This is a genomic window from Dactylosporangium maewongense, from assembly GCF_039531485.1.
In the GTDB taxonomy this organism is placed as follows: domain Bacteria; phylum Actinomycetota; class Actinomycetes; order Mycobacteriales; family Micromonosporaceae; genus Dactylosporangium; species Dactylosporangium maewongense.
In genome coordinates this window covers 1-20,805 of the sequence record NZ_BAAAQD010000052.1, presented here as the reverse complement: position 1 = coordinate 20,805, position 20,805 = coordinate 1, and the positions used below count along the sequence as shown (strand labels likewise).

19 protein-coding genes and 1 pseudogene are annotated in these 20,805 nt (G+C 70.3%); 7 read left to right on the top strand and 13 right to left on the bottom strand.

The window, feature by feature from the left end:
- Positions 1–8: 8 nt before the first annotated feature.
- The 12 genes and pseudogenes from ABD332_RS57165 to ABD332_RS57110 all read right to left on the bottom strand — a co-directional run bounded on the left by ABD332_RS57165 (position 9) and on the right by ABD332_RS57110 (position 14,144).
- Positions 9–716 carry a hypothetical protein gene (locus ABD332_RS57165; protein ID WP_344515091.1) on the bottom strand — a complete coding sequence of 236 codons (708 nt, stop codon included), beginning with the start codon at positions 714–716 and terminating at the stop codon, positions 9–11.
- 31 nt (positions 717–747) lie between these two features.
- Entirely contained in the window at positions 748–1,026 is a 279-nt protein-coding gene (locus tag ABD332_RS57160) for a hypothetical protein (protein WP_344515089.1), read from the bottom strand.
- Positions 1,027–1,113: 87 nt separating this feature from the next.
- Entirely contained in the window at positions 1,114–2,796 is a 1,683-nt protein-coding gene (locus tag ABD332_RS57155; RefSeq protein ID WP_344515088.1) for an enoyl-CoA hydratase-related protein, read from the bottom strand.
- Between the two features lie 249 nt (positions 2,797–3,045).
- On the bottom strand, positions 3,046–7,572 hold the full coding sequence (gene mobF, locus ABD332_RS57150; protein ID WP_344515086.1) for a MobF family relaxase: 4,527 nt from the start codon (positions 7,570–7,572) through the stop codon (positions 3,046–3,048).
- A 327-nt stretch (positions 7,573–7,899) separates the two neighbouring features.
- The gene (locus tag ABD332_RS57145) at positions 7,900–8,028 is read right to left on the bottom strand and encodes a hypothetical protein (RefSeq protein ID WP_344515084.1); all 129 of its coding nucleotides are present in this window, start codon (positions 8,026–8,028) and stop codon (positions 7,900–7,902) included.
- Positions 8,029–8,237: 209 nt separating this feature from the next.
- Positions 8,238–8,630 (bottom strand): hypothetical protein, encoded by a 393-nt coding sequence (locus ABD332_RS57140; protein WP_344515082.1) that lies wholly within the window; start codon positions 8,628–8,630, stop codon positions 8,238–8,240.
- A gap of 2 nt (positions 8,631–8,632) precedes the next feature.
- Positions 8,633–9,091: a hypothetical protein gene (locus tag ABD332_RS57135; protein WP_344515080.1), complete on the bottom strand. Its 459-nt coding sequence runs from the start codon at positions 9,089–9,091 to the stop codon at positions 8,633–8,635.
- Between the two features lie 79 nt (positions 9,092–9,170).
- Positions 9,171–9,437: a hypothetical protein gene (locus tag ABD332_RS57130; protein WP_344515078.1), complete on the bottom strand. Its 267-nt coding sequence runs from the start codon at positions 9,435–9,437 to the stop codon at positions 9,171–9,173.
- Between the two features lie 677 nt (positions 9,438–10,114).
- Positions 10,115–10,903: a hypothetical protein gene (locus ABD332_RS57125; RefSeq protein ID WP_344515076.1), complete on the bottom strand. Its 789-nt coding sequence runs from the start codon at positions 10,901–10,903 to the stop codon at positions 10,115–10,117.
- A 572-nt stretch (positions 10,904–11,475) separates the two neighbouring features.
- Positions 11,476–12,558: pseudogene (locus ABD332_RS57120) on the bottom strand (IS701 family transposase); the annotation flags it as partial.
- A 91-nt stretch (positions 12,559–12,649) separates the two neighbouring features.
- Positions 12,650–12,820: a hypothetical protein gene (locus ABD332_RS57115; RefSeq protein WP_344515074.1), complete on the bottom strand. Its 171-nt coding sequence runs from the start codon at positions 12,818–12,820 to the stop codon at positions 12,650–12,652.
- A gap of 79 nt (positions 12,821–12,899) precedes the next feature.
- A complete protein-coding gene (locus tag ABD332_RS57110; protein WP_344515073.1) occupies positions 12,900–14,144 on the bottom strand; it encodes an FAD-dependent monooxygenase in 1,245 nt (414 codons plus the stop codon).
- A 530-nt stretch (positions 14,145–14,674) separates the two neighbouring features.
- On the opposite strand from ABD332_RS57110, the gene ABD332_RS57105 reads away from it, so the two are divergent.
- Genes ABD332_RS57105 through ABD332_RS57085 form a run of 5 tightly spaced genes read left to right on the top strand, consistent with a single transcriptional unit; the run spans position 14,675 to position 19,532 of the window.
- On the top strand, positions 14,675–15,439 hold the full coding sequence (locus ABD332_RS57105; RefSeq protein ID WP_344515071.1) for a TnsA-like heteromeric transposase endonuclease subunit: 765 nt from the start codon (positions 14,675–14,677) through the stop codon (positions 15,437–15,439).
- The gene (locus tag ABD332_RS57100) at positions 15,436–17,514 is read left to right on the top strand and encodes a Mu transposase C-terminal domain-containing protein (RefSeq protein WP_344515069.1); all 2,079 of its coding nucleotides are present in this window, start codon (positions 15,436–15,438) and stop codon (positions 17,512–17,514) included. The genes ABD332_RS57105 and ABD332_RS57100 overlap by 4 nt, the downstream gene beginning before the upstream one ends.
- On the top strand, positions 17,511–18,584 hold the full coding sequence (locus tag ABD332_RS57095; RefSeq protein WP_344515067.1) for a TniB family NTP-binding protein: 1,074 nt from the start codon (positions 17,511–17,513) through the stop codon (positions 18,582–18,584). The genes ABD332_RS57100 and ABD332_RS57095 overlap by 4 nt, the downstream gene beginning before the upstream one ends.
- A complete protein-coding gene (locus ABD332_RS57090) occupies positions 18,581–19,237 on the top strand; it encodes a TniQ family protein (protein ID WP_344515065.1) in 657 nt (218 codons plus the stop codon). The genes ABD332_RS57095 and ABD332_RS57090 overlap by 4 nt, the downstream gene beginning before the upstream one ends.
- A complete protein-coding gene (locus ABD332_RS57085) occupies positions 19,224–19,532 on the top strand; it encodes a hypothetical protein (protein ID WP_344515063.1) in 309 nt (102 codons plus the stop codon). The genes ABD332_RS57090 and ABD332_RS57085 overlap by 14 nt, the downstream gene beginning before the upstream one ends.
- Positions 19,533–19,558: 26 nt before the next feature.
- Here ABD332_RS57085 and ABD332_RS57080 read toward each other — a convergent pair whose 3' ends face one another.
- Positions 19,559–19,705, bottom strand: a complete 147-nt coding sequence (locus ABD332_RS57080) for a hypothetical protein (RefSeq protein ID WP_344515061.1) — start codon at positions 19,703–19,705, stop codon at positions 19,559–19,561.
- Positions 19,706–19,861: 156 nt separating this feature from the next.
- Between ABD332_RS57080 and ABD332_RS57075 the strand changes: the two genes are divergently transcribed.
- Together ABD332_RS57075 and ABD332_RS57070 are read left to right on the top strand one after the other, a co-directional pair.
- Entirely contained in the window at positions 19,862–20,197 is a 336-nt protein-coding gene (locus ABD332_RS57075; protein WP_344515059.1) for a transposase family protein, read from the top strand.
- Positions 20,198–20,228: 31 nt separating this feature from the next.
- Positions 20,229–20,805, top strand: a 577-nt coding sequence (locus ABD332_RS57070; protein ID WP_344515057.1) for an ISAs1 family transposase, incomplete at its 3' end; no start/stop codon positions are given.

The window sequence follows — 20,805 nt, the reverse complement described above, 5'->3', positions numbered from 1 at the left end:
GGATGTGCTCAGCCGAGATCGGGTTCCTGCATGCTGCGCTGGTCGGACTCCGGGGCCGTCGGCTCGTGGGTGAGCGCTGCGGTTGATCCTGCCGGGGTGGCGATGCCGCCGGTGGCGACCGCTCGGGTGAGCCTGTCGATCTGGGCGCGCAGCTGCCGGACCTCGGTGATGAGCCGCGCAGTCTGGGCCGGGGCGGTCACTGCGGCGACCTGGCGTAGTACCGATGCCATGTACCTTCCGACGTGGTCGGGGTAGGCGTCGGGTTGTGCCGCGCGATTTCCTGACGTGGACGACAACATGGGCTGGGCGGAGACCACGTCTCGCTGGGCCCACCTGTGGGGGCCGCGATCACCGTCGGGCAGAGCGGCCCCGTCGTCGCTGATGGTCAGCACGATGCCGGTCTGGGCGTGCAGTACGGTGGTTGCGTCGATCACCTGGTAGAGCCATTGCGGCTCGCTCGACGCGAGTGCCCTACGAGTCGACCACGCCACCGCGTCGGCCATCCACAGCCCGGGTTCGGTCACGTCGTCGTGGTGGACCAGCCGCATTCTGCTGGAGATTTCCCCGCCGCGCACGAGATGCCGGTAGGTGCGCAGGTCGCGGTGCTCCGGGTCGGCGAGCCGCTGGCCGCTGTGCTCCGCTGCGGCTGCCTGTGCCGTGTCGGCCCGCCGGTCGAGCACGACGTCGCTGACCTTCTGCCCGTCCAGGTAGCGCAAGAGACGTTGCAGCGCGCTCTGCCGGGCAGCCTCACGATGCTGCCCGATCGGTGTGCGCGACGACCACGGTCCAGCCCGCCCACTGTGCGACCGTGCCCAGCATCGCCTCCACGACGCCCATGTGTCCGAGGCGGTGCAGGCGGGTCGCGTGGAACTCGTGGCCGGCGGCCGATGTCCGGGCGGCCTGCACCGCGTGGTTCAGGTCGTCGCCTTCGACGAGGACCGCGGCGAGGAGGTAGACAACCGGATGGCCCTGCCGGTGGATGAACGACTCGTCGACGAACGCGGTGAGGGCCGTCGGCCGGTTCATCGCCTGCCTCGATGGTCCGAAGTCGGGCACCGGCGGGTCCGGACGTGGAGAACGGGGGCGACCTGTGGACGCGGCATCGCGGCGGCGCTATCGGGCAGCGCGGTGCGTCGCGAGCTGCGGGGGTGTCCGGTCCGGCCGGCGTTTCTGGACGAAGCTGCGGCGGCGTTCGTCGAACTGCTGGCGGTCGTCGAACATGTCCCGTGCCATCTCGGCGAGCTCCAGCTGTTCCCAGTACGCCAGCGGGCGCGGCTCCACTGCGGCAGCGTCGCGCTTGCCCTGGAGCGTCCGCCGCCATCGCCGCTCCTGGGCCTGTTCGCGCGCCAGGTCGAGCAGCCAGTCGCGGTAGTGCTCCTCGCCACGCGGCCCGACCTGGTCGACCAGCCCGATGGCGGCGGCCTGGTCAGCGTCGATCGGCAGTCGCCCGGTCAGCAATCGGTGGGCGGTGTCCGCGCCCACGCGTCGCGTCAGGGTCCTGGTGTGCAGTTCGGAGCCGAACAGGCCCATGTCGGCGTAGAAGGGGTTGAGGATCACGCCGCAACGGGCGGCGACCAGGTCGGCGCCCAACGGCATCATGACCCCACCGGCGCCGGCGTTGCCGGACAGGCCGGCGACGATGACCTGGCCGGTGTGCTGGGCGATCAACCGGCACACGGCGTTGATGGCGCGGATACTCGCCCACGCCGCCATCGCCGGGTCGTCGGACGCCTCGATCGCGTTCAAATCGATGCCGTTGCACCAGGTGTCGAACCCGCCCCGGAGGACGAGCACCCTGGTGTCCTGCGCGAGTGCCCTGCGCAGTGCGCCGGCGAGCCGCCGCGACCAGGCGACGTCCAGCGCGCCGTTGTACGGCGCGAACATCAGCTCTCCGACGTGCTGGTCGTGGCGTAGGTACCGGATCCGTGCCCGGTCGCGCAGCCACGGAACCCCTGCCGTCGTGTTCCGAAGGATGTGGACGGCCGGCAGTTTGATGCCGGTTGTGCCGTCCGCTGCGACCTGCTTTGCGCGGCCGATCCAGAGTCCGGACCGGTCACCGGTCGCCACCAGTACCGCTTCGTCGTCGCGGCCGACGATCGTGCCCGGACGGCCGGATACCGGCCGCTGTGCGAGGTCGGCGTCGAAGATGTGCACCACCCGGCCGTCCAGGATCGTGCGGACACCTGGGCTGCCGTCGGCTGCCCGGATGCGACGCAGGATCGACGCGCCCGGCTCGTCCCAGCCAAACGCCCGGTCGGCCTGCCTCATCGGCGGTCGCAGCGTGGCGGACGGCACCGCCCTCGGCGCGGCCTCGAGCTCGACCGGCCGGAAGCCACGCCGCTGGGCCTTCACGATGACCTCGTCCAGGCACTCCATCGCGGCGTCGGCAACCAGACCGCCGTAGAGCGCCGACTTCCGGGCCGGGTCGTCCGGCAGCCGGAATGTTCGGGCCGCCCAGATAGGGCCTGCGTCCATCTCTTCGACGGCCTGCAGCGCCGTCACGCCCCAGACCGGAGCTGCGTCGCTGATCGCCCAGTCCAGTGACGACGGCCCGCGGTCGCCGACCGGACCCGGATGGATCACCACCGTGGGCCACCGTGTCCACACCGCCGCTGGAACCCGATCCTTGAGGAACGTGCCGATGATGATGTCCGGCTGCGCCAAGTACGCAGCCGCGATCATCGTCTGCTCGTCGAGCGCGAACTCGACCGCGACGTCGTGCCCACCCGCCCGGAGCCGGCACCACGCACGCTGGGACAGCGAGTTGAACGACGAGACGAGCAGCAGGATTCTCATGCGCGCACCACCGCCCCGGACGTTGGGACGACATCGCGTCCTCGGTGGGCAGGGCGGCGCAGCAATGGCGATGGCGGCTTCACACCCGTGAGGCTTCCGCCGTCCATCGGCGCCGGCCACGGGTCAATACGTGCGAACGGGTGCCATCGGGTGCCACGAGACGACCGGGACGCGTCAGCTCTGGCGGACCCCGACAGAGCGGCGAATGCCGCGCGCCACGGTGGTCACGGCGCAACGCAGCAGTGGCGCTCAGTCCAGGTCGGGTTCGTCGACCGGGTCTGCCGTGAGCGTGCCGGCAGCACCGGCATGATCGGCGACACGCTTCGCCGCAGCGCCGGACGCGTCATCGATCCGCGGCAGCATCGGGCGCTCATGCGGCGCCGGGCGGGTGGCGTCCACAGCCCGCACCCGCGCGGTGGTGGCGCGGACCCGATCCACGACGCCCTTCGCGTTACCCATGACCCGCTGCATGCGGCGGGCACGCTCGGCGTTGGCGAGATTACCGGCGTACCGGGCGGGCAGCGTGTCGGTGTACCAGCCGAGCCACGTCGTGTGCTGCCGCTCGAGATGCTCGACCCGGACCGCAACCTGGCCGACCTGCGCCTCTGCGGTGCGCAGCGCGGCCCGGAGCCGGTCGACGCGCTGCTGGGCGGCAGCACCTGGCGCGGCTGCGTTTGTCGGTGTTGGGGTCGAGGGCTGGGGAGGTCCAGCTCGCCACCAGCGTCGTGCGGACGGCGGCTGCCGTGGCTGGTCGCGGTCGTGCTCGGCGACGGCGAGTTCCGTGGTCAGGCCGCTGACGGTGTCGCGGGCGTCGAGCAGGTCGAGGTGGGCGGTACGCAGCTCGTCGGCGACGTAGTCGGGTTCGCGGGTGTCGGCGTCGCGGAGCGCGGCGAGGAACTGGCGCATGCGGACGACGCCGGCGGCGTGGACCTCACCGGCGAGGGTGGCGGGCCCGAGGACGAGCTGGGCCCGGTGCCACGCAGTCGAGCGGGTGATGTCCCGTTCGGGTGGCTCGGCGCCGATCGGTTCGTTGCTGGTGTGGTCGTAGCGGTCGCGGTAGGCGATGACGACCTCGGCCCGGTCGAGCCAGGCGCGGCGGCCGTCGGCGTCGGACGGGACGGGTCCGAGCGGCGCCGCCCATGCCGGTGGCTGCTCCGCGGCGGACTCGGCGAGGGCCGCGATGCGCTGGTCGGCGACGGCGGTGACCTGACGCAGCGCATCCGCGACGTCTGGGTGCACGCCGGTGAGGTCCGGTACCCGGGAGGCGAAGGTGTGTGACGGGTTCGCCGCCAGCGCCCGGCGGGGGTCGTGGACGAGGTTCAGGTAGATGTCGTCGAGACGGTAGGAGAGGACTTGGGCGACGCTGTCGGCGCTGTGCAGTTCCCGCCGGTTGACGGCGGCCGTGAGAATGCGCGCATCGTCGTAGCCGGCATCGGCGAGTGCCCGCAGTTTGTACGCGACGACGCTCATCGCGGGGTCGTGGCGCAGCCGGGCGCCGGCTGCGGGGTCGAGCCGGGCGACGATGGCGATGTACCGGGCGGCGTGTGCGCGGCCGAGGAGGTCTTCGAACGTGGGGCCCCAGGTGTGCAGGGCGTCGTGCTCGGCGAGGAGCGTTTGTTCGGTCTCGGTGGCGGTGCGGTCGGCGTCGTCGGTGCGTAGGACTTCGGCGAGCAGCCCGGTCCCGGACAAGGGTGGTTCGGCCCCGTACGGTTCGGGTGGCTCGGGGTTGGTCAGTACGTACAGGAGGTTGAGCCATTTCCCGCGGGTGGCCATCACGTACAGCTTGGCGCGGGTGATCCCGTCGCGGATGAGCGCGCGGGCGGTGTCGACCGTCCGGCCCTGCGCGGAGTCGACCGTCGCGGCGTAGGCGAGCTGCACATGTTCGGCGACGTAGTCGGCGGGCAGCACGATGTCGTCGCCGGTGCGGACGTTGCGTACGTGCAGGGTGCCGTGGCGGCCGACGTGCAAGACGCGCCAGCGGTCGCGGTTGGCGACGAACTTCCCCGCCTGCCGATCGTCGGAACCGAGTCCGAGGGCGGTGCCGAGGGCGGCGGCGATGCTGAAGTCAGGGTCGGTGTCAGTGGTCAGTCGGCGGTCGTTGTGCCGGGTGACGATGATGTCTCCCGCGGAGGCTTTCGTGCCGTCGCGGAGTTCGACGCGGCGGCCCCGGCCGACGACACCGGCGCGGATGAGCATCGCGCGGGCCTGGGCGGCGAGGTCCGCGGCTTCGGCTTCGGTCTCGACGAGAATGAGCGCGTCCCGGCCGTCGAGGGTGTCGGCGAGCCATCCGGCGAGGAGTCGTTCGGTGAGGTGTTCGTCGGTGCCGGCGACGATCCGGCCGCGCTGGTCGTACTCGCGCAGCACGGTGGTGTCACCGGCCCGCAGTCGCAGCGATGCGGGGCCTTCCCACGCCTCCCGGAACCGGTTGATGTCGCGCAGTTCGACGGTGCGGCCGATCCCGGCGAGGTGGCGCAGCAGCCCGCCGGGACCGATCGCGGAGATCTGTGCCGGGTCGCCGACCGGGATGAGTTTCCCGCCGACCGCGTCGAGGAGCTGGACGAGTGCGGCGAGGTCGGTGGAGGACACCTGGGACGCCTCGTCGATGATCAGCCACTGGCCGGGCCGGAAATCCCATTGCCCCGGCCGGCTGTCCTTCGGCGGGGTGTGTTGCGCGTGCAGCCACATCGCGATGTTCTCGGTCCGGAACCCGGGCGCACCATCCTGACGGGCCTCTGTAGCGAGCACCTCGGCGGCGTTCTGTGACACCGTCAGGCCGAGCACAGGAACGCCGGCGCGGGCGGCGACGATCCCAACGGCGCGCTGCAGGTAGGTCTTGCCGGTTCCGGCCGGGCCGACGACCCCGGCGACGCGATGGTCGTCGCCGAGCAAGTGGACCAGGGCGGCGCGTTTGTCATCGGACAGGCGCAGCTCCTCGGCGACCGCGGTGAGCAGTTCGGGTGGGGCGGGGGTAGCGCCGAGGCGGGCGGCGTAACTGAGGACCTGCCGCTCGACGTCGAGGACCGCTTCGGTGGTGAGGCGCAACTGCCGATGCCGGGTGTAGATGGACTGCCGGTCGCCGGTCCGCAGCAGCGTCGGCCCCCACTGCACCAGCGCCGGCGGGGTGAGAACCCGCAGGCCGCCCCAGCCGTGGTTGGTGGCGCGCACAGCGAGGCGATGCACCCGCGACCAGTCGGTGCGGATGTTCTCGCCCGGCGTGATGTGCAGGACCCGGCCGATCGCCAGTTCGAGATGGTCCAAACCGAACACCGCCCGATCGGCGGACAGTTCCCGCAGCGCCCGCGTGGCCGCCAGCTGCGGGTCGCGGCGGACCGCCTCGCTCAGGATCTCCGCCCGCCGTTCCTCATCACTGACCCCGAGCCGGACGGCGGCGTCGACGTCGACCTCGGTCAGGACCGCGCCGGGCCGCAGACTGCGGCGGGCCCGCGCCAGAGCTCGGGCGGCGAGTTCGGCGGTGTCGTTGCGGACCCGGCCGGCGACGATCGTCCGCACTTCCCCGGCGGTGTCCAGGCCGTGCCGGGCGTCCTCGGCGCGCCATCGCTGCACCGCCTCGGCGGTCGACTCGGCGCCGTCTTTGCGCAGCCGGGTCCGCAGCGTCGCGACCTGCGCGATACGCCGCCACCGCCGCATCGACATGCCCGCCGAGCCGGCCGGTGGCTCCGCAGCCAGCTCCGACTCGATCGCGGTCCGCCGCTTGGAGTACATCTGGATCGCCCGCGGGGAGATGCCGACGATTTCCCGGATCGTCGAGCCGGGACGGGCGGCGTAGCGGGCGCCGAGCCGCCGGCCGAGTTCCAGCTCAACGGCCCGCTCGTAGACGATCCGGGTGCTCACCGACGCCTGGTACACCGCCTTGCCGTCGAGGGCGTACCAGCGTCGTTCACCGTCCGGGCCGGTCACCGCGACCTTGGCCGAGACCACGATGTGCGAGTGCACCTGCGGGTCCTTGTCCCGGCTCATCCGATGGTCGTACACCGCGACGGCGAGACCGTCGGTGTCGACCTGCGCGACCCCGTTCGTGCCCAACCGCGTGAACGCAGCATGCGTACGTAGATGCGCCACGGCCGCCTGGATGCCAGCGTGGTGAGCGGCCATCACTTGCGCCTTGACCCGGTCGTCGCCGAACGCCCACAGCAGTGATTCGGACTTGCGCATCGAGACCGTGACGTCGAACCCGGCCACCGGCCGCCGCTCCGGCGCTGTCCAAACGTCCAGCCAGACTTTGTATCGCTGTTCGTGCGTGGCGTCGTCCGGCAGCGCCTTCAGGGCCTGCTCGGCGAGTTCTTCCCGGCGGGAGTCGGTTAGCGGCTCGAACCGTCGCCACAACCGCCCCAACTGCTTCCCGCTGACCGGGTGCTTCCCTTCGCCGATGAGCAGCTGCAATTCTTGCGGCTGCACGATTGGTCCGACGCCGAACAATTCTTGGGCTTGCCCGGTCCACCATCCGGGGGCTTCGCCGTGCGCGGCCGAGTCGGCGTAGTACGCCAATCCGGAATTGTTCGGTGCTGGCCGGAAATCGTGCTTTCCGGGGGCGACCTGAGTGAGGAGATAGTTCACTCCGGCACCGGGGTGAATCTTGGTGACGGAGAGCATGAGAGCAGCGTACGGCGCCGCCGGACGTCCCAGCGACATTGTGAATGCAAGGTTGTGTGCCAGAGAGGAGGGCAACCAAAGGTGTAGGGAGAGAAACGCCACGTCAATCACCTTGCGCTGACCTGGCAAGGGTAGGAACAGGTTTTTAGATCGACGACGAACCACTATGAATGGTGGCGCTCTGAGGGTTGTTGGACGTCGCGTGGGGGCATGGCGAGGCAGAGTACCAATGACTACGTGGAGCGGCTGCGGCAGCGTCATGCGGCTGAGCTGGGGGCGGTGCGGCGGGTCGTGGACGCGACCGAGCGGTTGACGGCGGCGGGCGTCGCGGTTGCGGCGTCGGTCACGGTGTTCGGTGGCGTGGAGCGGGCGGCGTCGGCGGTCGGGATGACGGCTGAGGAGGTGCGGGCGCCGTCCGGGGCGGTTCGGGCGGCAGTTGCCGGGCGCCGTGGTGGCCCGGGTGGTGGCGGTCGGGTTGCGCGGGGTGCGGGGTCAGCGGTAGTTGTACGCGAGGATGAGCGCGACGACAGCGGCGACGGCGGCGAGTAGGCCGATCACGGCGGCGGCGCCGCCGAGTATGACGGCGGTCCGGCCCTTTCGGCTGCGGGCGGGTTCGGTCATTGCGGGTCTCCTCGGGTCGCCGTTTGCGTGGTGTGGTGGGGAGGGTGTCATGCGGTAGCTGGGCGCGGGTGTGTGGTTGGGGCGGGTGGGTTTGGGTTGAACTGCTGCGGCATGGCGTGGGTGGCTTTTCGGGATGTCGGGGGGTGCCGTTGACCGGGGTAGGCCGGGCCGGGCGGCGGCGTGGTTGCTGCGCCGCCCGGCTCGGGGGTCTATCGGCGGTGGGCGCCGGGTCCGGTGCGGGTGGCGGTTCGGAGGCCGAGGTGGAATTCCAGCGCGCGGGCGGCGTCGTGCGCGCGGCGCTGGCTGCCTTGGATGATGAGGGTGCGGACTTCGGCGAGGTAGGGGTTGATGAGGTCGGCTTCGCTGGTGGCTTTGGCTGCTCGGGCGATTGCGTGCAGGCGTGCTGTCCAGTGGTCGAGGGTGAACGATGCGGCGTGGACGTTGCGCAGCAACGGTCCGGTGTCGTCGGAGAGTTCGTACCGGTCGCGTCCGGTGGTGTCGACGTTGGTGATGGTGAGGTGCCGTCCGGTGTATTCGGTGGCCGATCCGTGGTAGACGACCGTTGCGCCGACCGGTGCGGGGCGGTGTTGCGTGTGGGGCATGGCTAGTCCCACGCTTGTGCTGGCCGTGCGGCACGGTGGGGTTGTGGTTTGAGGTGGTGACGGGCGGTGCGCCTTCTGGTGGGGTGGATGCCGACCTGACGTTCTAGGGCGCGGAGCGTGGTCATGGCTCGGGCGCGGTTGTTGCGGTAGAGGTGGAAGTACAGGTCGGGTAGGCGTGGGTGTAGCTCGTTCCAGGGAAGGTCGCGGTCTGCGGCGGCGTGGTAGATGGCGCTGATGCGTGCGCGCCAGGGCGTGTGCGTGTGGGGAGGGTCCGTGGTGACGTCGGCGGCGGTGACGCGAGCGGAGATCGGGCCGTCGGCGTCGCACATGCGGTAGCGGTATGCGCCGTTGTGCAACTCGACGCCGACGATGATGCCTCGCTGAAGGGCTCCGTGTTCGGAGCGGTAGAGGGCGGCTGAGCGGATCGTGAGGCGGCGGCGGAGTGGGGTCGGGGTTCGCATTGCGGTTCCTTCGCGGTGAGCGGGCGGTTCGTGGGTGCCGTGCGGCGCCGGGCGGTGTGGCCCGGCGCCGCTGGGGCGGTTAGAACGGCGGCTCGCCGTGGAAGGTGCAGAGGTCGGTGGCGGTGACGGTGACGGGTCCGGCGTCGTCACCGAGGTAGCGGTTCGGCCCGTCCGGTTGTTCGTCGCCGGTGAGCAGGGCGGTGACCATGTCGGCGTAGGTGCCCCAGCCGGTGTCGTGCATGCGGGCGAGGGCGGTGCGGTAGGTGGTGGTGTCGCCGGTGTCATGGGCGGTGATGGCGTGGCCGACCTGGGTCATGAGGTCGGGGGTTTCGAGCGCGAGCGTCATGCTGTGGCTCCTTTGGTCGGTGGTGGTTTTGGATTCGGCCGGTGCGAACGACCTGGGTTAATAATAACCGATGAAGTGGTGATTGGCCAGTGTTGATGTGATGTTTGTGCAGGTGGGACGGTGTTTGCCTGCCGCGTAGCGGCAGGGTTTTCACTCACCTGAGTGCCTCGTGTGGAGGGCCGTCCCGTCGTCTGGTCTTTGATCGGCCGCGCCGGGTGGCCGGGTGCAAGTGAGCGCTCTTTTTGCGATCTTGCGGCCGGTCGCCCGGTGTGGCAGACCCTTGGGTCAGACGGCGGGATGGCCCGGAACGCGGGGCGCCCCACGACGGCGGTTGAGGGCCGGTCGTGTTGCTGCCCATCCTGTTGGCCTGCCTCGCCGGCGAGGCGCGGGGTTCGGGGCGGTGCCCCGAGAACTTCGGGGCCTGTGCTGCAGCGGGCGGGGCGTAGCCGGCGGCTTGGCGGGCGGCAGGCGTGGCGCGCAACCACAGACGGGGGTGCAGGGCCCGGGCCGGCGTCAGCTGGGCCCCGGCCCGTTGTCCGCGGGAGCTACGGCGAGACGTCCCGCGGACCTGGGCCAGAAGCATGCTGCACCGTCACGGGCCCAGGCACGCCGACGGTGGGCGCAGGGCGGGGCGTGGGTGCGCCCGGTGCCCGGCGTGGGGTGCCGCTGCTGGGTCGTTACGCCGACGGGTGGGCTCGGCGCGCTCGCCGTCGTCGCCGTGGCCAGTCGGCGGAACCGTGTCGCTGGTCGTTGAACGACTGCGCGGTGGCGCCGCGCCACCGGCGGTGCATGCCGCCACGGCCGGGGTGTTGTTCGTCGGGCGGCGGGAGGTAGAAGTCCTCGCCGGTCAGCAGCGTCGAAAGCGCTGCACGCGCGTCGCCGGGAAAGGTGTAGCCAGGAAGCTCGGGTTGCCAGGTGCCGTCGTAGTAGCCGAAGACCTTGTGGATGTCGGCGTCGACGGAGAATGTGTCATCACCGTCGGCGATGAGCAGCGACTCGCCGTTCACGGTCGCGTGGATGGTGAGCCGGTCGGCCTCGGTGGTGGCGTGGCGGGTGACGATGGCGTACGCGTGCCAGAAGTCTTTGCTCTTGGCGACGTAGCTGCCGAACGTGTCTGGACTGATGCGGAGGTACGCGGCGAACGCCGCCGGGTCGAGCATCGTGTCGGGGTCGGTGTCGAGGGTCCGGCCATGGCTGCGCGGCAGGGTGGCGGCCGCGACTCGGGCGAGGTAGCCGGGTTTGAACGCGAGGATGTCGGCGATGCGGTAGTACTCGCGGCCGGTTCTGGCGCCGTCGGCGGTGGTGCGGGAGCCGCGGCCGGTGACGTCGACCTCGAACGGTTCAGGGAAGCCGGTGACCGGACGATCGGCGGCGAGATACTTCACCGTTTGGAGGCTGCGTTCGAGGAGTTCGGCGACGCCTGCGCGGTCCGTGCACTCGTGGCCGCGGATGACCTTGATCAGCACGGCTTGGCAGTCCTATCGGTGACGGTTGTGCCGGCAGAGTGGTGAGGCGGCGGGCGAGGATCACTCCAGGAGTGTTCGCACACCTCGCCCACCAATTTCCCAAAACCAGCCCACCTCGAGAGGCCGAGCCGACACCGTGCATTCTAGCGCGGTCGGGGATTCTGTGGCCTGCCGTGTGGGCACCGGCTGGGCGGTGTCAGGACCTGCGGGCGTGCTGGGCCCGCCATGGCGCGCGGACGCGGTCGCGGCGGAGCCTGGATCGGCTGGTGTGTGATGCGCCAGTGGGGCCGGACCTCGGCCTAGTACTGCAACGGCGGGTCGTGTCTTACGGCGGTTCGAGTCGTTTGCGGTAGTGAGCGGCTCGGGCCTGGGCTTGCCGGCGTCTACGCCATTGCGACCAGTGCAGGATGTGGCTGGCGTGGTGCTGGACGGTCGAGATCAGCCGGGTGAACAGGCGACGGATTTCGTTGCTGCTCAACGGGATCAGCATGTCCTGGCCCGGCTTGGTCCCCCTGTGACCGGTCAACCTCGACGGCCTCGGCGGCTTCGGCGTCGCGGTCGGCCTCGGCGGCCCGGGTGATGACCAGGAACGCCGCCGCGGCCATGGCCAGGGTGATGTGGCCGTACCAGGCGTCGTAGCGACGGACCTGGTACTGATCGAGGCCGACCTCGTTCTTCGCGGTCTGGAACGACTCCTCGACCGCCCACCTCGCGCCCGCGGTCCGGACCAGGGTCCGCAGCCGGGTGCCGCGCGGCCCGAAACACACGTAGTACGCCAACTCGCCGGTGCTGATACTGCGCCGTGCGAGGACCCAACCCTGCCGGCCGTGCGGGAACCGCGCCCGGATCGGCGTGGACACCCAGTCGTAGACCCGCGGTCCGTGCGCGCCGTCACCGCAGGACATCCGCCGCCATGCACCCGCCCGGATCCTGCCGACCAGTTCCTGCACGCTGGTCGTGGTCCGCAACCCGGACGGCACCTCGTGATCGCAGCGGGTCGCCATCACGTAGGCGATGTCCTGCCCCTCCAGCCAGGTCCGCAAACCCGGGTTCTGACCGTATGCCTCATCAGCGGTGAACCACGCGAACGGCACCCCAGCCACGACCGCCCGTTCGAGCATCGCCCGGGCCTGCTCAGGCTTCGTCGCGAACACCACGTCCTCAGGCACCGCAGCCCGGGCGCACCGGGCCGGGTCATCGGTCCACGACTTCGGTAGATACAACTCCCGATCGATCAACGCCCGGCCCCGACCCGACGCATACGCCAGAAACGTACCGAGCTGACAGTTCTCGACCTTTCCCGCAGTCCCCGAGTACTGCCGCTGCACCCCCGCCGACGCGCGGCCCTTCTTCACGAACCCGGTCTCATCCGCGATCAGCACCCCGTCCGGAGCGCCGATCGCCTCGATCACACAGGCCCGCACATCATCACGGACACCGTCACGGTCCCACGCCGGACTGCACAACATGCCCTGCAACCCGTCCGGTGACCCATGACCGGCCTCCTCGGCCAGGGTCCAACCGTTGCGGCGTTCCAACGGCGCCAACAGCCCCCGCAGATACGCCGCTGCCCGCCGGCGCGGCTCCACCCGCTCAAACCGATGCGAAAACCGGAACAACAACTCGCTCAACCCGGCATCCCACGACCCGACCAACTCAACATCGACCACAACCAGTCAACGAGCCAACACGAGCGGAGCCACGACCCGCCGTTGCAGTACTAGTCCGGCCCGTGCTCGGCGTGGGTCAGCGCTTGCTGTAGCCCAGGGCGATGCGGTACTCGGCGGCGTCGCGGGCGGAGCGCGGGTCGTAGTGCTCCTTCTCGCCGACGGTGACGATGTGCGCGTCGGTGCGGCGGGGCTGGCCGGGTTGGGCGAGGGAGGCTAGGGCGAGCCAGGCGGTGCGGTCGGTGGTCACGGTTCCCCCTGAGGTGTCGGACGCTTGCCGGTGGTGGGTCGGCCCGCGGCGTGCGGGCCGACCCACCACCGGGAGTGGGTCAGACGGTGCCGAGGCCGAACCGCCGGCCGAGTTCAGGCCCGAGCTGTACGGCGGCGACGGCGGCGGGCAGGTGGCGTCGCTGCCAGCCGTCGAGGGCGGTGGTCAGGTCGGCGTGGTATTTGCGGTGCTGGGTGAGCGCGGCCGTGAGGCCCCAGGCTTGTTCGATGCCGTTGTTGGCGCCGCGGGCGGTGTGCGGCCGGACCGGGGCGAGGGCGTCGCCGAGCAGGACGGCGTGGCCGGCGCCGATGGGCCAGACCATCCGAGTCGGGGGTTCGATGTCCATGACCGGGGCGGCCATCCGGGTGGTGGTGGCGTGCACCAGGGCGGCCTGTTCTTCAGGCAGGTACTGTTCGGCGCTGGCGTCGACCTCGGCGCGGGCCGCTGCGGTGATGTGCTGCGGCAGGGCGAAGAGACGCCGGGTCGGTGAGGCGCCGAAGAAGTCTTCGTATTGGGCGGGTGTGGCGCTGAGGTAGAACGTCCAGTCCGCGCCGTCGGGGATGGGCGCGACGTTGAACTGCATCCCGCTGTGCTCGGAGGCTTCGAAGCGCAGGAAGTCGTGCAGGGTCGGCCGGGTGGTGGTCGTCTGGCCGCGGTGGGCGACGTAGCCGGCGTAGTGCAGCCGCCGCTGCGGGTCCAGCAGCCGGCGCCCGGTCGAGGAGCGGCCGTCGGCGAAGATCACCAGGTCGGCTGGGGCGGTGTTTCCGTCGGCGAAGTGCAGCAGCGGCCGGTCGTGCTCGGCGGACAGGCCGGTGACCCGGGCGCCGGTGTGCAGGACGTCGGTGGGCAGGCGGCGGGACAGGGCCGTGTGCAGCAGCGTCCAGGTGGTGTTGCGGCCGGCGTAGAGGTGGCGGGCGACCTGTCCGGGGCGGCGTTGGCAGAGGGTGATGTGCATGACGGCCTCGGAGTCGTAGCGGACGAACTCGTCCTGGGGGACGCCGAGGTGGTCGAGCACGTCGAGGGAGGAGTGCTCGAGGCCGATCAGTCCGCCGCCTTGCGGGGCGCTGGCCGGGACGGCCTCGTAGAGGGCGACGTCCTCGACTCCGGCCTGCAACAGCAGCAGCGCCATGGTCGGGCCGCTCAGCGATCCGCCGACGACCGCGACCCGCGGCCGCGCGGTGGCTCGCGTCGACTTGGTCGGCGGACCGGCCGGCCGGTTGGACTGCGGCGTGGTCGACGTGTCGGGGTCGGGCGTCGTGCTGGATTGCGGGTCGCTGTCGCGTTCGGTGCCTGCGGTGGAGGACATGCGGTGGGCTCCCATCGGGCGTTCCGGTGCGGCTCACCTGTCTGTGTGCGCCGGATCGGGCGATCCCGGGGCGTCGGTGTGCCGCGCTGACGGGCCTGGTCAGAGGCCGCCAGGGCCGGGGCCGCAAGCCACCAGAAGGAAGATCTTGGCGTCGAGCGGAGCGAGATGGTGCAGGTCGAGCGGAGCGAGACACAGCACCTGTCTCGGTCGAGCGAGACATGGGTGCCAAGATGTTCTGCGCTGGGGCTTGGCTGTCCCCGGTTCGGGTGGCCTGACCTTGTGTCCTCAGCAGCGGCGTCTCCGGCGCCGCTGTGGTCCCAGCCCCGGCAGTGCGGCAGGTCAGCCTGGACCTTCGCCGCGAGAAGCCAGCCAGCACGTGTCTGCCGCTAGTGATGCCGTGGCTCGTATAGCCAGCACGCGCTGGCGACCTACGTGTCCCGTGCCATCGAAGGTGCTCGTGTGCCAACGAATCTGCTCGACTGGCGGCATGGTGCCATCGAAGGTGCTCCGGGACGCGGGATGCTGCCGGAGTGACGCACGTTGATGAGCCAGCTGTCTCGGTAGCGGCGGTTGACCGGTCGGCGTTCGCCGTCGAGTTCGTGGGCGAGGACGGTGAGTCTCGCCATGGAAGTTTGGGCTCGTGCTGGCATGTGCCGTTCGAACACGCGATGCCGGTTCGCCGGTTCCGATGGGCGAAAGGGCTGGGCAGTTACGCTGGCTGGTGGTGGTCCTCAACGATGGGCGACCACGTGGGGTTCGAGTCGTGGCTCGAACGGGATCATGCGATGCTGCTGGACTTTCGGGCCGATGTGGTGGCGTTCGCATCGCAGCCGTTTTGGTTGTCGTGGCGACACGGTGACCGAACACGTCGGCACGCGCCGGACTTCTTCGCCCGGCGGGCTGACGGTACGGGTGTCGTGATCGACGTTCGTCCTGATGATCGGATCGAACAGGCCGACGCGGAGGCGTTCGACGCGACGGCACGGGCCTGCGCCGAGGTGGGCTGGCTGTTTCACCGGGTGGGGACACCGGATCCGGTGTTGGCGGCGAATCTGCGCTGGCTGGCGCGGTATCGCCACCCCCGTTGTGGTGTTCGGCGTGACGTCGTCGCGTCCCTGGTTGGCGTGTTCGACCGGCCAACCGGGTTGTTCACCGGCGCGGCCGAGGTCGGCGACCGGCTGGCTGTTTTGCCGGTGCTTTATCACCTGCTCTGGCGCCAGGTCTTGGTCGCCGATCTGACCGTCGAGCCGCTGCGGCCGGGCACCGTGGTCAGGGTGGGACGGTGCGTGCCGTGAGCCGTCCGGAGGTGCTGGGCATCGGTGACCAGGTACGCGCCGAGGGGTTGGTGCGCACCGTGGTAGGGCTGTCCGGAACGCTGGTCCGGCTGGCGGACGTGCACGGCGGTGTGACGGCGGTGCCGTTGTCGTTGCTGCAGGCCGCGTCCGACTTCGAGGTGCTTGACCGCCGGCGCCGGCGAGCGGTGCCGGCGGTGGCGTCGTTGGAAGGGCTGCCGGAATCGGTGCTGGTGCGGGCCTTGTGGTGGGAGCCGCACATCCTGGAGGTGCTGCACGGGGTTCGTCCGGACGGTGGACCTGGGACGGGACCGCGTCCGCAGTACGACCCGGCCCGGCATTCGCTGGCCAGTCGGGAGCAGACCAAGGCCGCAGAGTTGGTCGCCGAGGGGTATGCGGTGACCGTTGCCACGGTCAAGCGCCGCCGGCAGCGCTATGAGACCCACGGCCTGGTCGGCCTGGTCGACCATCGGGCGGACAAGCACACGACGGAGTTCGGCCGGGTGGACCCGCGGGTGGTCGAGGCGATGCGCACCGCGATCGACGAGGCCACGCAGTCTTCAACGCGCACGGTTGGGTTCATCGCGTGGCGCACGGTGCAGCTGTTGCAGCAGACCGCCGACGCGGACCCGGCGGCGGTGCCGTCGCGGCGGACGTTGTATCGGCTGTTCGGCAAACTGACGCAGGGCCGGCACACGACGGGGTCGGCGCGGACCCGCCGGTCGGAGGCGAACCGTCCGCCGCCGCCGTTCGGGCAGGTGACGCCGTGCGCACCCGGCGAGTTGGTGCAGATCGACTCGACGCCGTTGGACGTGCTCGTCCGGCTCGACGACGCCGTGGTGGGCCCGGTGGAACTGACCGGGATGATCGACGTGGCGACAAGGACGGTGACCGCCGCGGTGCTGCGCCCGACCACGAAGGCGGTGGACGCGTCGGTGCTGTTGGCCCGCACGGTAACCCCGGAGCCGATGCGTCCGGGTTGGGTGGATGCGTTACGGATGTCCCACTCGGTCCTGCCGTTCGCGCGGTTGCTGAGCATTGACGAGCGGTTGACGCACGCGACGGCACGGCCGGTGATCGTGCCGGAGACGATCGTGTGCGATCACGGCAAGGTGTTCATCTCCCGCACATTCCGGTCGTCGTGCCGGTTCCTGGGGATCAATTTCCAGCCGGCTCACAAGGGGACGCCGACCGACAAGCCGCATATCGAGCGGATGCTGGGTTCGGTGGCGACCCTGTTCGCGCAGTTCGTCGCCGGCTACACCGGTTCGAACGTCGAACGGCGCAGCACCAAGGTCGAAGACGGTCCGCTGTGGTCGATGCTGGAACTCCAGGAGCTGCTGGACGAGTGGCTCGTCGCGGCCTGGCAGAACCGTCCGCACGACGAACTGCGTGATCCGGCGGCGCCGGGGCGGGCGTTCACCCCGAACGAGAAGTACGCCGCGCTGGTCGAGGCCGCCGGGTATGTGCCGGTGGCGTTGTCCGCCGACGACTACGTCGAGCTGCTCCCGGCCCGATGGCAGGCGATCAACGCCTACGGCATCCGGCTCAACCGCCGCACCTACGACGCCGAAGGACTCAACCCGCTGCGTCGGCAGCGGTCCGCGGTCAAGGAGAAGAAAGGACTGTGGGAGATCCACCACGATCCCTATGACGTGTCGCGGGTCTGGGTGCGCAACCACCGCGACGGCGGCTGGATCACCGCGTTCTGGAAGCACCTGCACCGGGTGCCGACACCGTTCGGTGAACTGGCCTGGGACCACGTGCGTCATGAGCGACCCGACGGCACTGAGGAACAGCTCGCCGACGCGGTAGCCGCGCTGTTGTCCCGTGCTCACGAAGGCCCCGAACCGCCCGCCCGCCGCGGCCGGCGGGCGCGGCGGGTCGCCGCACGGACCCGCGCCACCAGCCGCGCCGCGGCGCCGCCGGACACGAATGCGACGCCGTCGCATTCGCCGGACCCGGCAGATCGCGTCCCGCCTGCCCCCGCGCCCGACGACGAGGAGGACGACACCCCGATGGCGACTGTGATCCCGTTGCCGCTGTTCGACCCGTTCGCTGAGGCGAGGCGGCGATGACAGCCACGACCAGCGCTGACACGGCCGAGGACGGCACGCGACCCGACGAGCCCGGCGAGCAGACGTGGGCCGGTGGGCAGGTGGAGTATCACCGGCACCTGACCACCTTGGAAGGCTGGCGGCAGTTCACCGCTGCCGAGGTCGCCGCGCCCGCGCTGTTACCGGCCGCCAGGTGGAAGGCACTGACCGACGTCGACCGGGCCGGATACGACGAACAACGGCTGGACTACCACACCCACATGGCGGTCGTCGCGACCAGCACCCTGCGCCAGGTCGTCAACGCCGGACGACGGTTGGCGTTGCTCAACCGGCATGCGGTCAGCGCACGGCGGGGTCTGATCTTGTCCGGCGCGGCCGGCACGGGCAAGACCACCGCCATCGCCCAGCTCGGCAAGACCCACGAGGCCACCGACCGGCTGCGCTATCCAGGGCTGGCGCGGATTCCGGTGGTCTACGTGACGGTGCCACCGGCGGCCACGCCGAGGATGCTGGCGGTGGAGTTCGCCCGGTTCCTCGGGCTGCCCATGACCTACCGGGCCAACATGACGGACGTGATCGAGGCAGTCTGCGGCGTGGCCATCGATGCCCGCGTCGGACTGGTCTGTGTCGATGAAATCCATAATCTGCAGCTGGCTACCCGCAGCGGCGCCGAGGTATCGGACACCTTAAAGTACTTCTCCGAGCGCATCCCGGCGACCTTCGTGTACGCCGGGATCGACGTCGAACGCGAGGGCCTGTTCTCCGGCACCCGCGGCCGCCAGATAGCCGGACGTTTCAGCCTGGTCGAGACCGTGCCGTTCCCCTACACCACCGAATGGCAAGGTCTGGTCGCATCGCTGGAACAGGCGCTACGCCTGCACCACCACCGCGCTGGAACGCTCAGCCGGCTCGACCAGTACCTGCACCAACGCACCGGCGGGATGATCGGCAGCCTGTCCCACCTGATCCGCGGCGCCGCGATTGAGTCCATCCTCGACGGCACCGAGAAGATCACCAAGACAGTGCTGGAAGGCGTGGAGCTTGATCACGCAGCCGACCACTACCGCACCCGCGCGCAGCCCTCGACATGAGCCATGACCATCGGACCGCCGAGCATGACCAGCTGCGCGCTCTGCCGATCGCGGTCCGGCCACGCCGCGGCGAAACCGTCGAGTCCTACATCCGCAGACTCGCTCGCGCCAACCACCTGCGCCCCAGCTACCTGCGCCGCTACCTCGCCGGCCGCCCCGGCCTCAGCGCAGTCCGCCCGGAACGCCTCATCGCGCTGTCCGGACGTACCGCAGACACGCTCACCAGAGCCCTCGCCGATTTCGACGCCACGCCCCGCCGGCCGCAACGCACCGACAGGCTCCGCCGCCGCCACTCCGAGAAACCCGCCCTTTACCGTGCGATCCGCGCCGCCCTGGCCGCCGAGCCCGACACCAGCGTCAAGAGCCTCTGCACACGTTTCCGCGTCGGCGCCCGGACCGTGGCCCTGGCCATCGGATCCCCCGAACCCCCACCCTGGAAACCGCCCAACAAGAAATCCCTGCTCGGTCTCCCCGCCATCATCGACGCGCTGCTCGAGCGCCAACCCTTCATCTCGGCGCTGCAGGTCTGGGAGCAGATCCTCGACAACACCGATATCGAGGTCTCCTACGGCAACGTCGCCATGGTCGTCAACCAACGGCGGACTTATTTGGAATCTGGCGTGCCTACCGTTCTCGACCATGATCGAGCTTGAGCAACTCGACCTCACCGACGACGAACGCGCCGCACTCGACGGCGACCGAGAGGCCCTGACCGCCCTCGCCAATCGACTCGCCGACGTCGCAACTCCATCCGGCCCGACACCGAACGATCTCGGCAACGGCACGGCCTTCATTCCGCTCACCGCCCCTGCGCGCCAGCCTCCGGGAGGGCCCTCCGTGACGGGAGCGCCTCGCACAGAATCTTGGACGCCCCGTGCAGCCGACCTGCACGGGGCGCCATTGTTGCCCTTCAATCAGTCCCCGGCGGGGGCACAGGCGCTCTGCTGAATCCAACCGCCACTGGTCGAAGCGATTCACCGGACTCGTTGGGCAATCCTCAGCTCAGTCAGGTAGCGCTTGATAATTTGGGCCCCGTAGTCCACGTCGATCAGCCGCGCGATGGAGTTCAGCAGTGCGCTGCGCTGCACGTCCGGCAAGGCACGGTGCCCGGAGTAGGTCAACAGCAGATCCAGGTCAGGGCCTTTGCAAGATAAGGATTTGACCGGTTCGTCGGGTTGGGGATAGCCGCGCCCGTTGCAGCGGCCTCACGAGGCGAGCGAGGCCCGTGGTGATCATGCAGTTGTCTACGCTGGATGATCAGAAGAAGGACCGCGCTCGTGGCTGCGTCATCGCTGATTGATCGCCTCACCGCACGCACCCAGGGTGTGTCGATCGACCCCATGCAGACACCGGCGCTGCTGCAAGCGCTGGCCCGGGTGCCCGACCCACGCGATCCACGCGGTGTGATCCACCCGCTGCCGAGTCTGCTCGCGGTCGCTGTCGCCGCCGTGCTGGCCAGCGCCCGCTCGGTCGCCGCGATCGGCGAGTGGGTCGCCGACGTGCCAGCCGCGATCCTCGCCGCGCTGGGCGTGGTCCGTGACCCGTTCACCGACATCCACCGCGTGCCGGACGCCACCACGATCGGTCGGGTGCTGGCCGAGCCTCGACAGTGATGCCTTCGACACCGCCGTCAGCCGGTGGCTGGTGGGCCTGCCCACTCCACCCGCCGGCCAGCCACCGCAGCGGCGCGCCTACGCCGCGGACGGCAATACCCCCTGCGGGTCCGGCCCGGCCGGGGCGCAGATCCACCTCCTCGCAGCGGTCGACCACCACACCGGGGCCGTGCTCGCCCAGACCGCGGTCGACGGCAAGACCAACGAAATCACCAGGTTCGTGCCGCTGCTGGCCGGCCTCGACCTCGACGGCGCGGTGATCACCGCCGATGCATTGCACACCCAGCGCGAGCACGCCCGCTGGCTGGTCGAACAGCGCAACGCCGGCTACCTGTTCGTCGTGAAGAAGAACCAACCAACCCTCTACCACCAGGTCAAACACCTACCCTGGGGCAAGATCCCGGTCTGCGACGAGGTCCACACCCGCGGCCACGGCCGCTACGACATCCGCCGTCTACAGGTGATCACCGTCGCCCCGGCGATCGGCCTGGACTTCCCGCACGCCGTGCAGGCCATCCGCGTGCGCCGACGCCGCATGAACCTGACCACCGGCCACTGGTCGACCGTCACCATCTACGCCGTCGCCAACTTCACCGCCGGCCAAGCCA

Excerpts from the sequence above, each read along its gene's own strand:
- ABD332_RS57160 (WP_344515089.1), bottom strand. The coding sequence starts at position 1,026 with ATGAACCGGCCGACGGCCCTCACCGCGTTCGTCGACGAGTCGTTCATC.
- ABD332_RS57155 (WP_344515088.1), bottom strand. The coding sequence starts at position 2,796 with ATGAGAATCCTGCTGCTCGTCTCGTCGTTCAACTCGCTGTCCCAGCGT.
- ABD332_RS57145 (WP_344515084.1), bottom strand. The coding sequence starts at position 8,028 with ATGACCGAACCCGCCCGCAGCCGAAAGGGCCGGACCGCCGTCATACTC.
- ABD332_RS57140 (WP_344515082.1), bottom strand. The coding sequence starts at position 8,630 with ATGCCCCACACGCAACACCGCCCCGCACCGGTCGGCGCAACGGTCGTC.
- ABD332_RS57135 (WP_344515080.1), bottom strand. The coding sequence starts at position 9,091 with ATGCGAACCCCGACCCCACTCCGCCGCCGCCTCACGATCCGCTCAGCC.
- ABD332_RS57130 (WP_344515078.1), bottom strand. The coding sequence starts at position 9,437 with ATGACGCTCGCGCTCGAAACCCCCGACCTCATGACCCAGGTCGGCCAC.
- ABD332_RS57110 (WP_344515073.1), bottom strand. The coding sequence starts at position 14,144 with ATGTCCTCCACCGCAGGCACCGAACGCGACAGCGACCCGCAATCCAGC.
- ABD332_RS57095 (WP_344515067.1), top strand. The coding sequence starts at position 17,511 with ATGACAGCCACGACCAGCGCTGACACGGCCGAGGACGGCACGCGACCC.
- ABD332_RS57090 (WP_344515065.1), top strand. The coding sequence starts at position 18,581 with ATGAGCCATGACCATCGGACCGCCGAGCATGACCAGCTGCGCGCTCTG.
- ABD332_RS57085 (WP_344515063.1), top strand. The coding sequence starts at position 19,224 with ATGATCGAGCTTGAGCAACTCGACCTCACCGACGACGAACGCGCCGCA.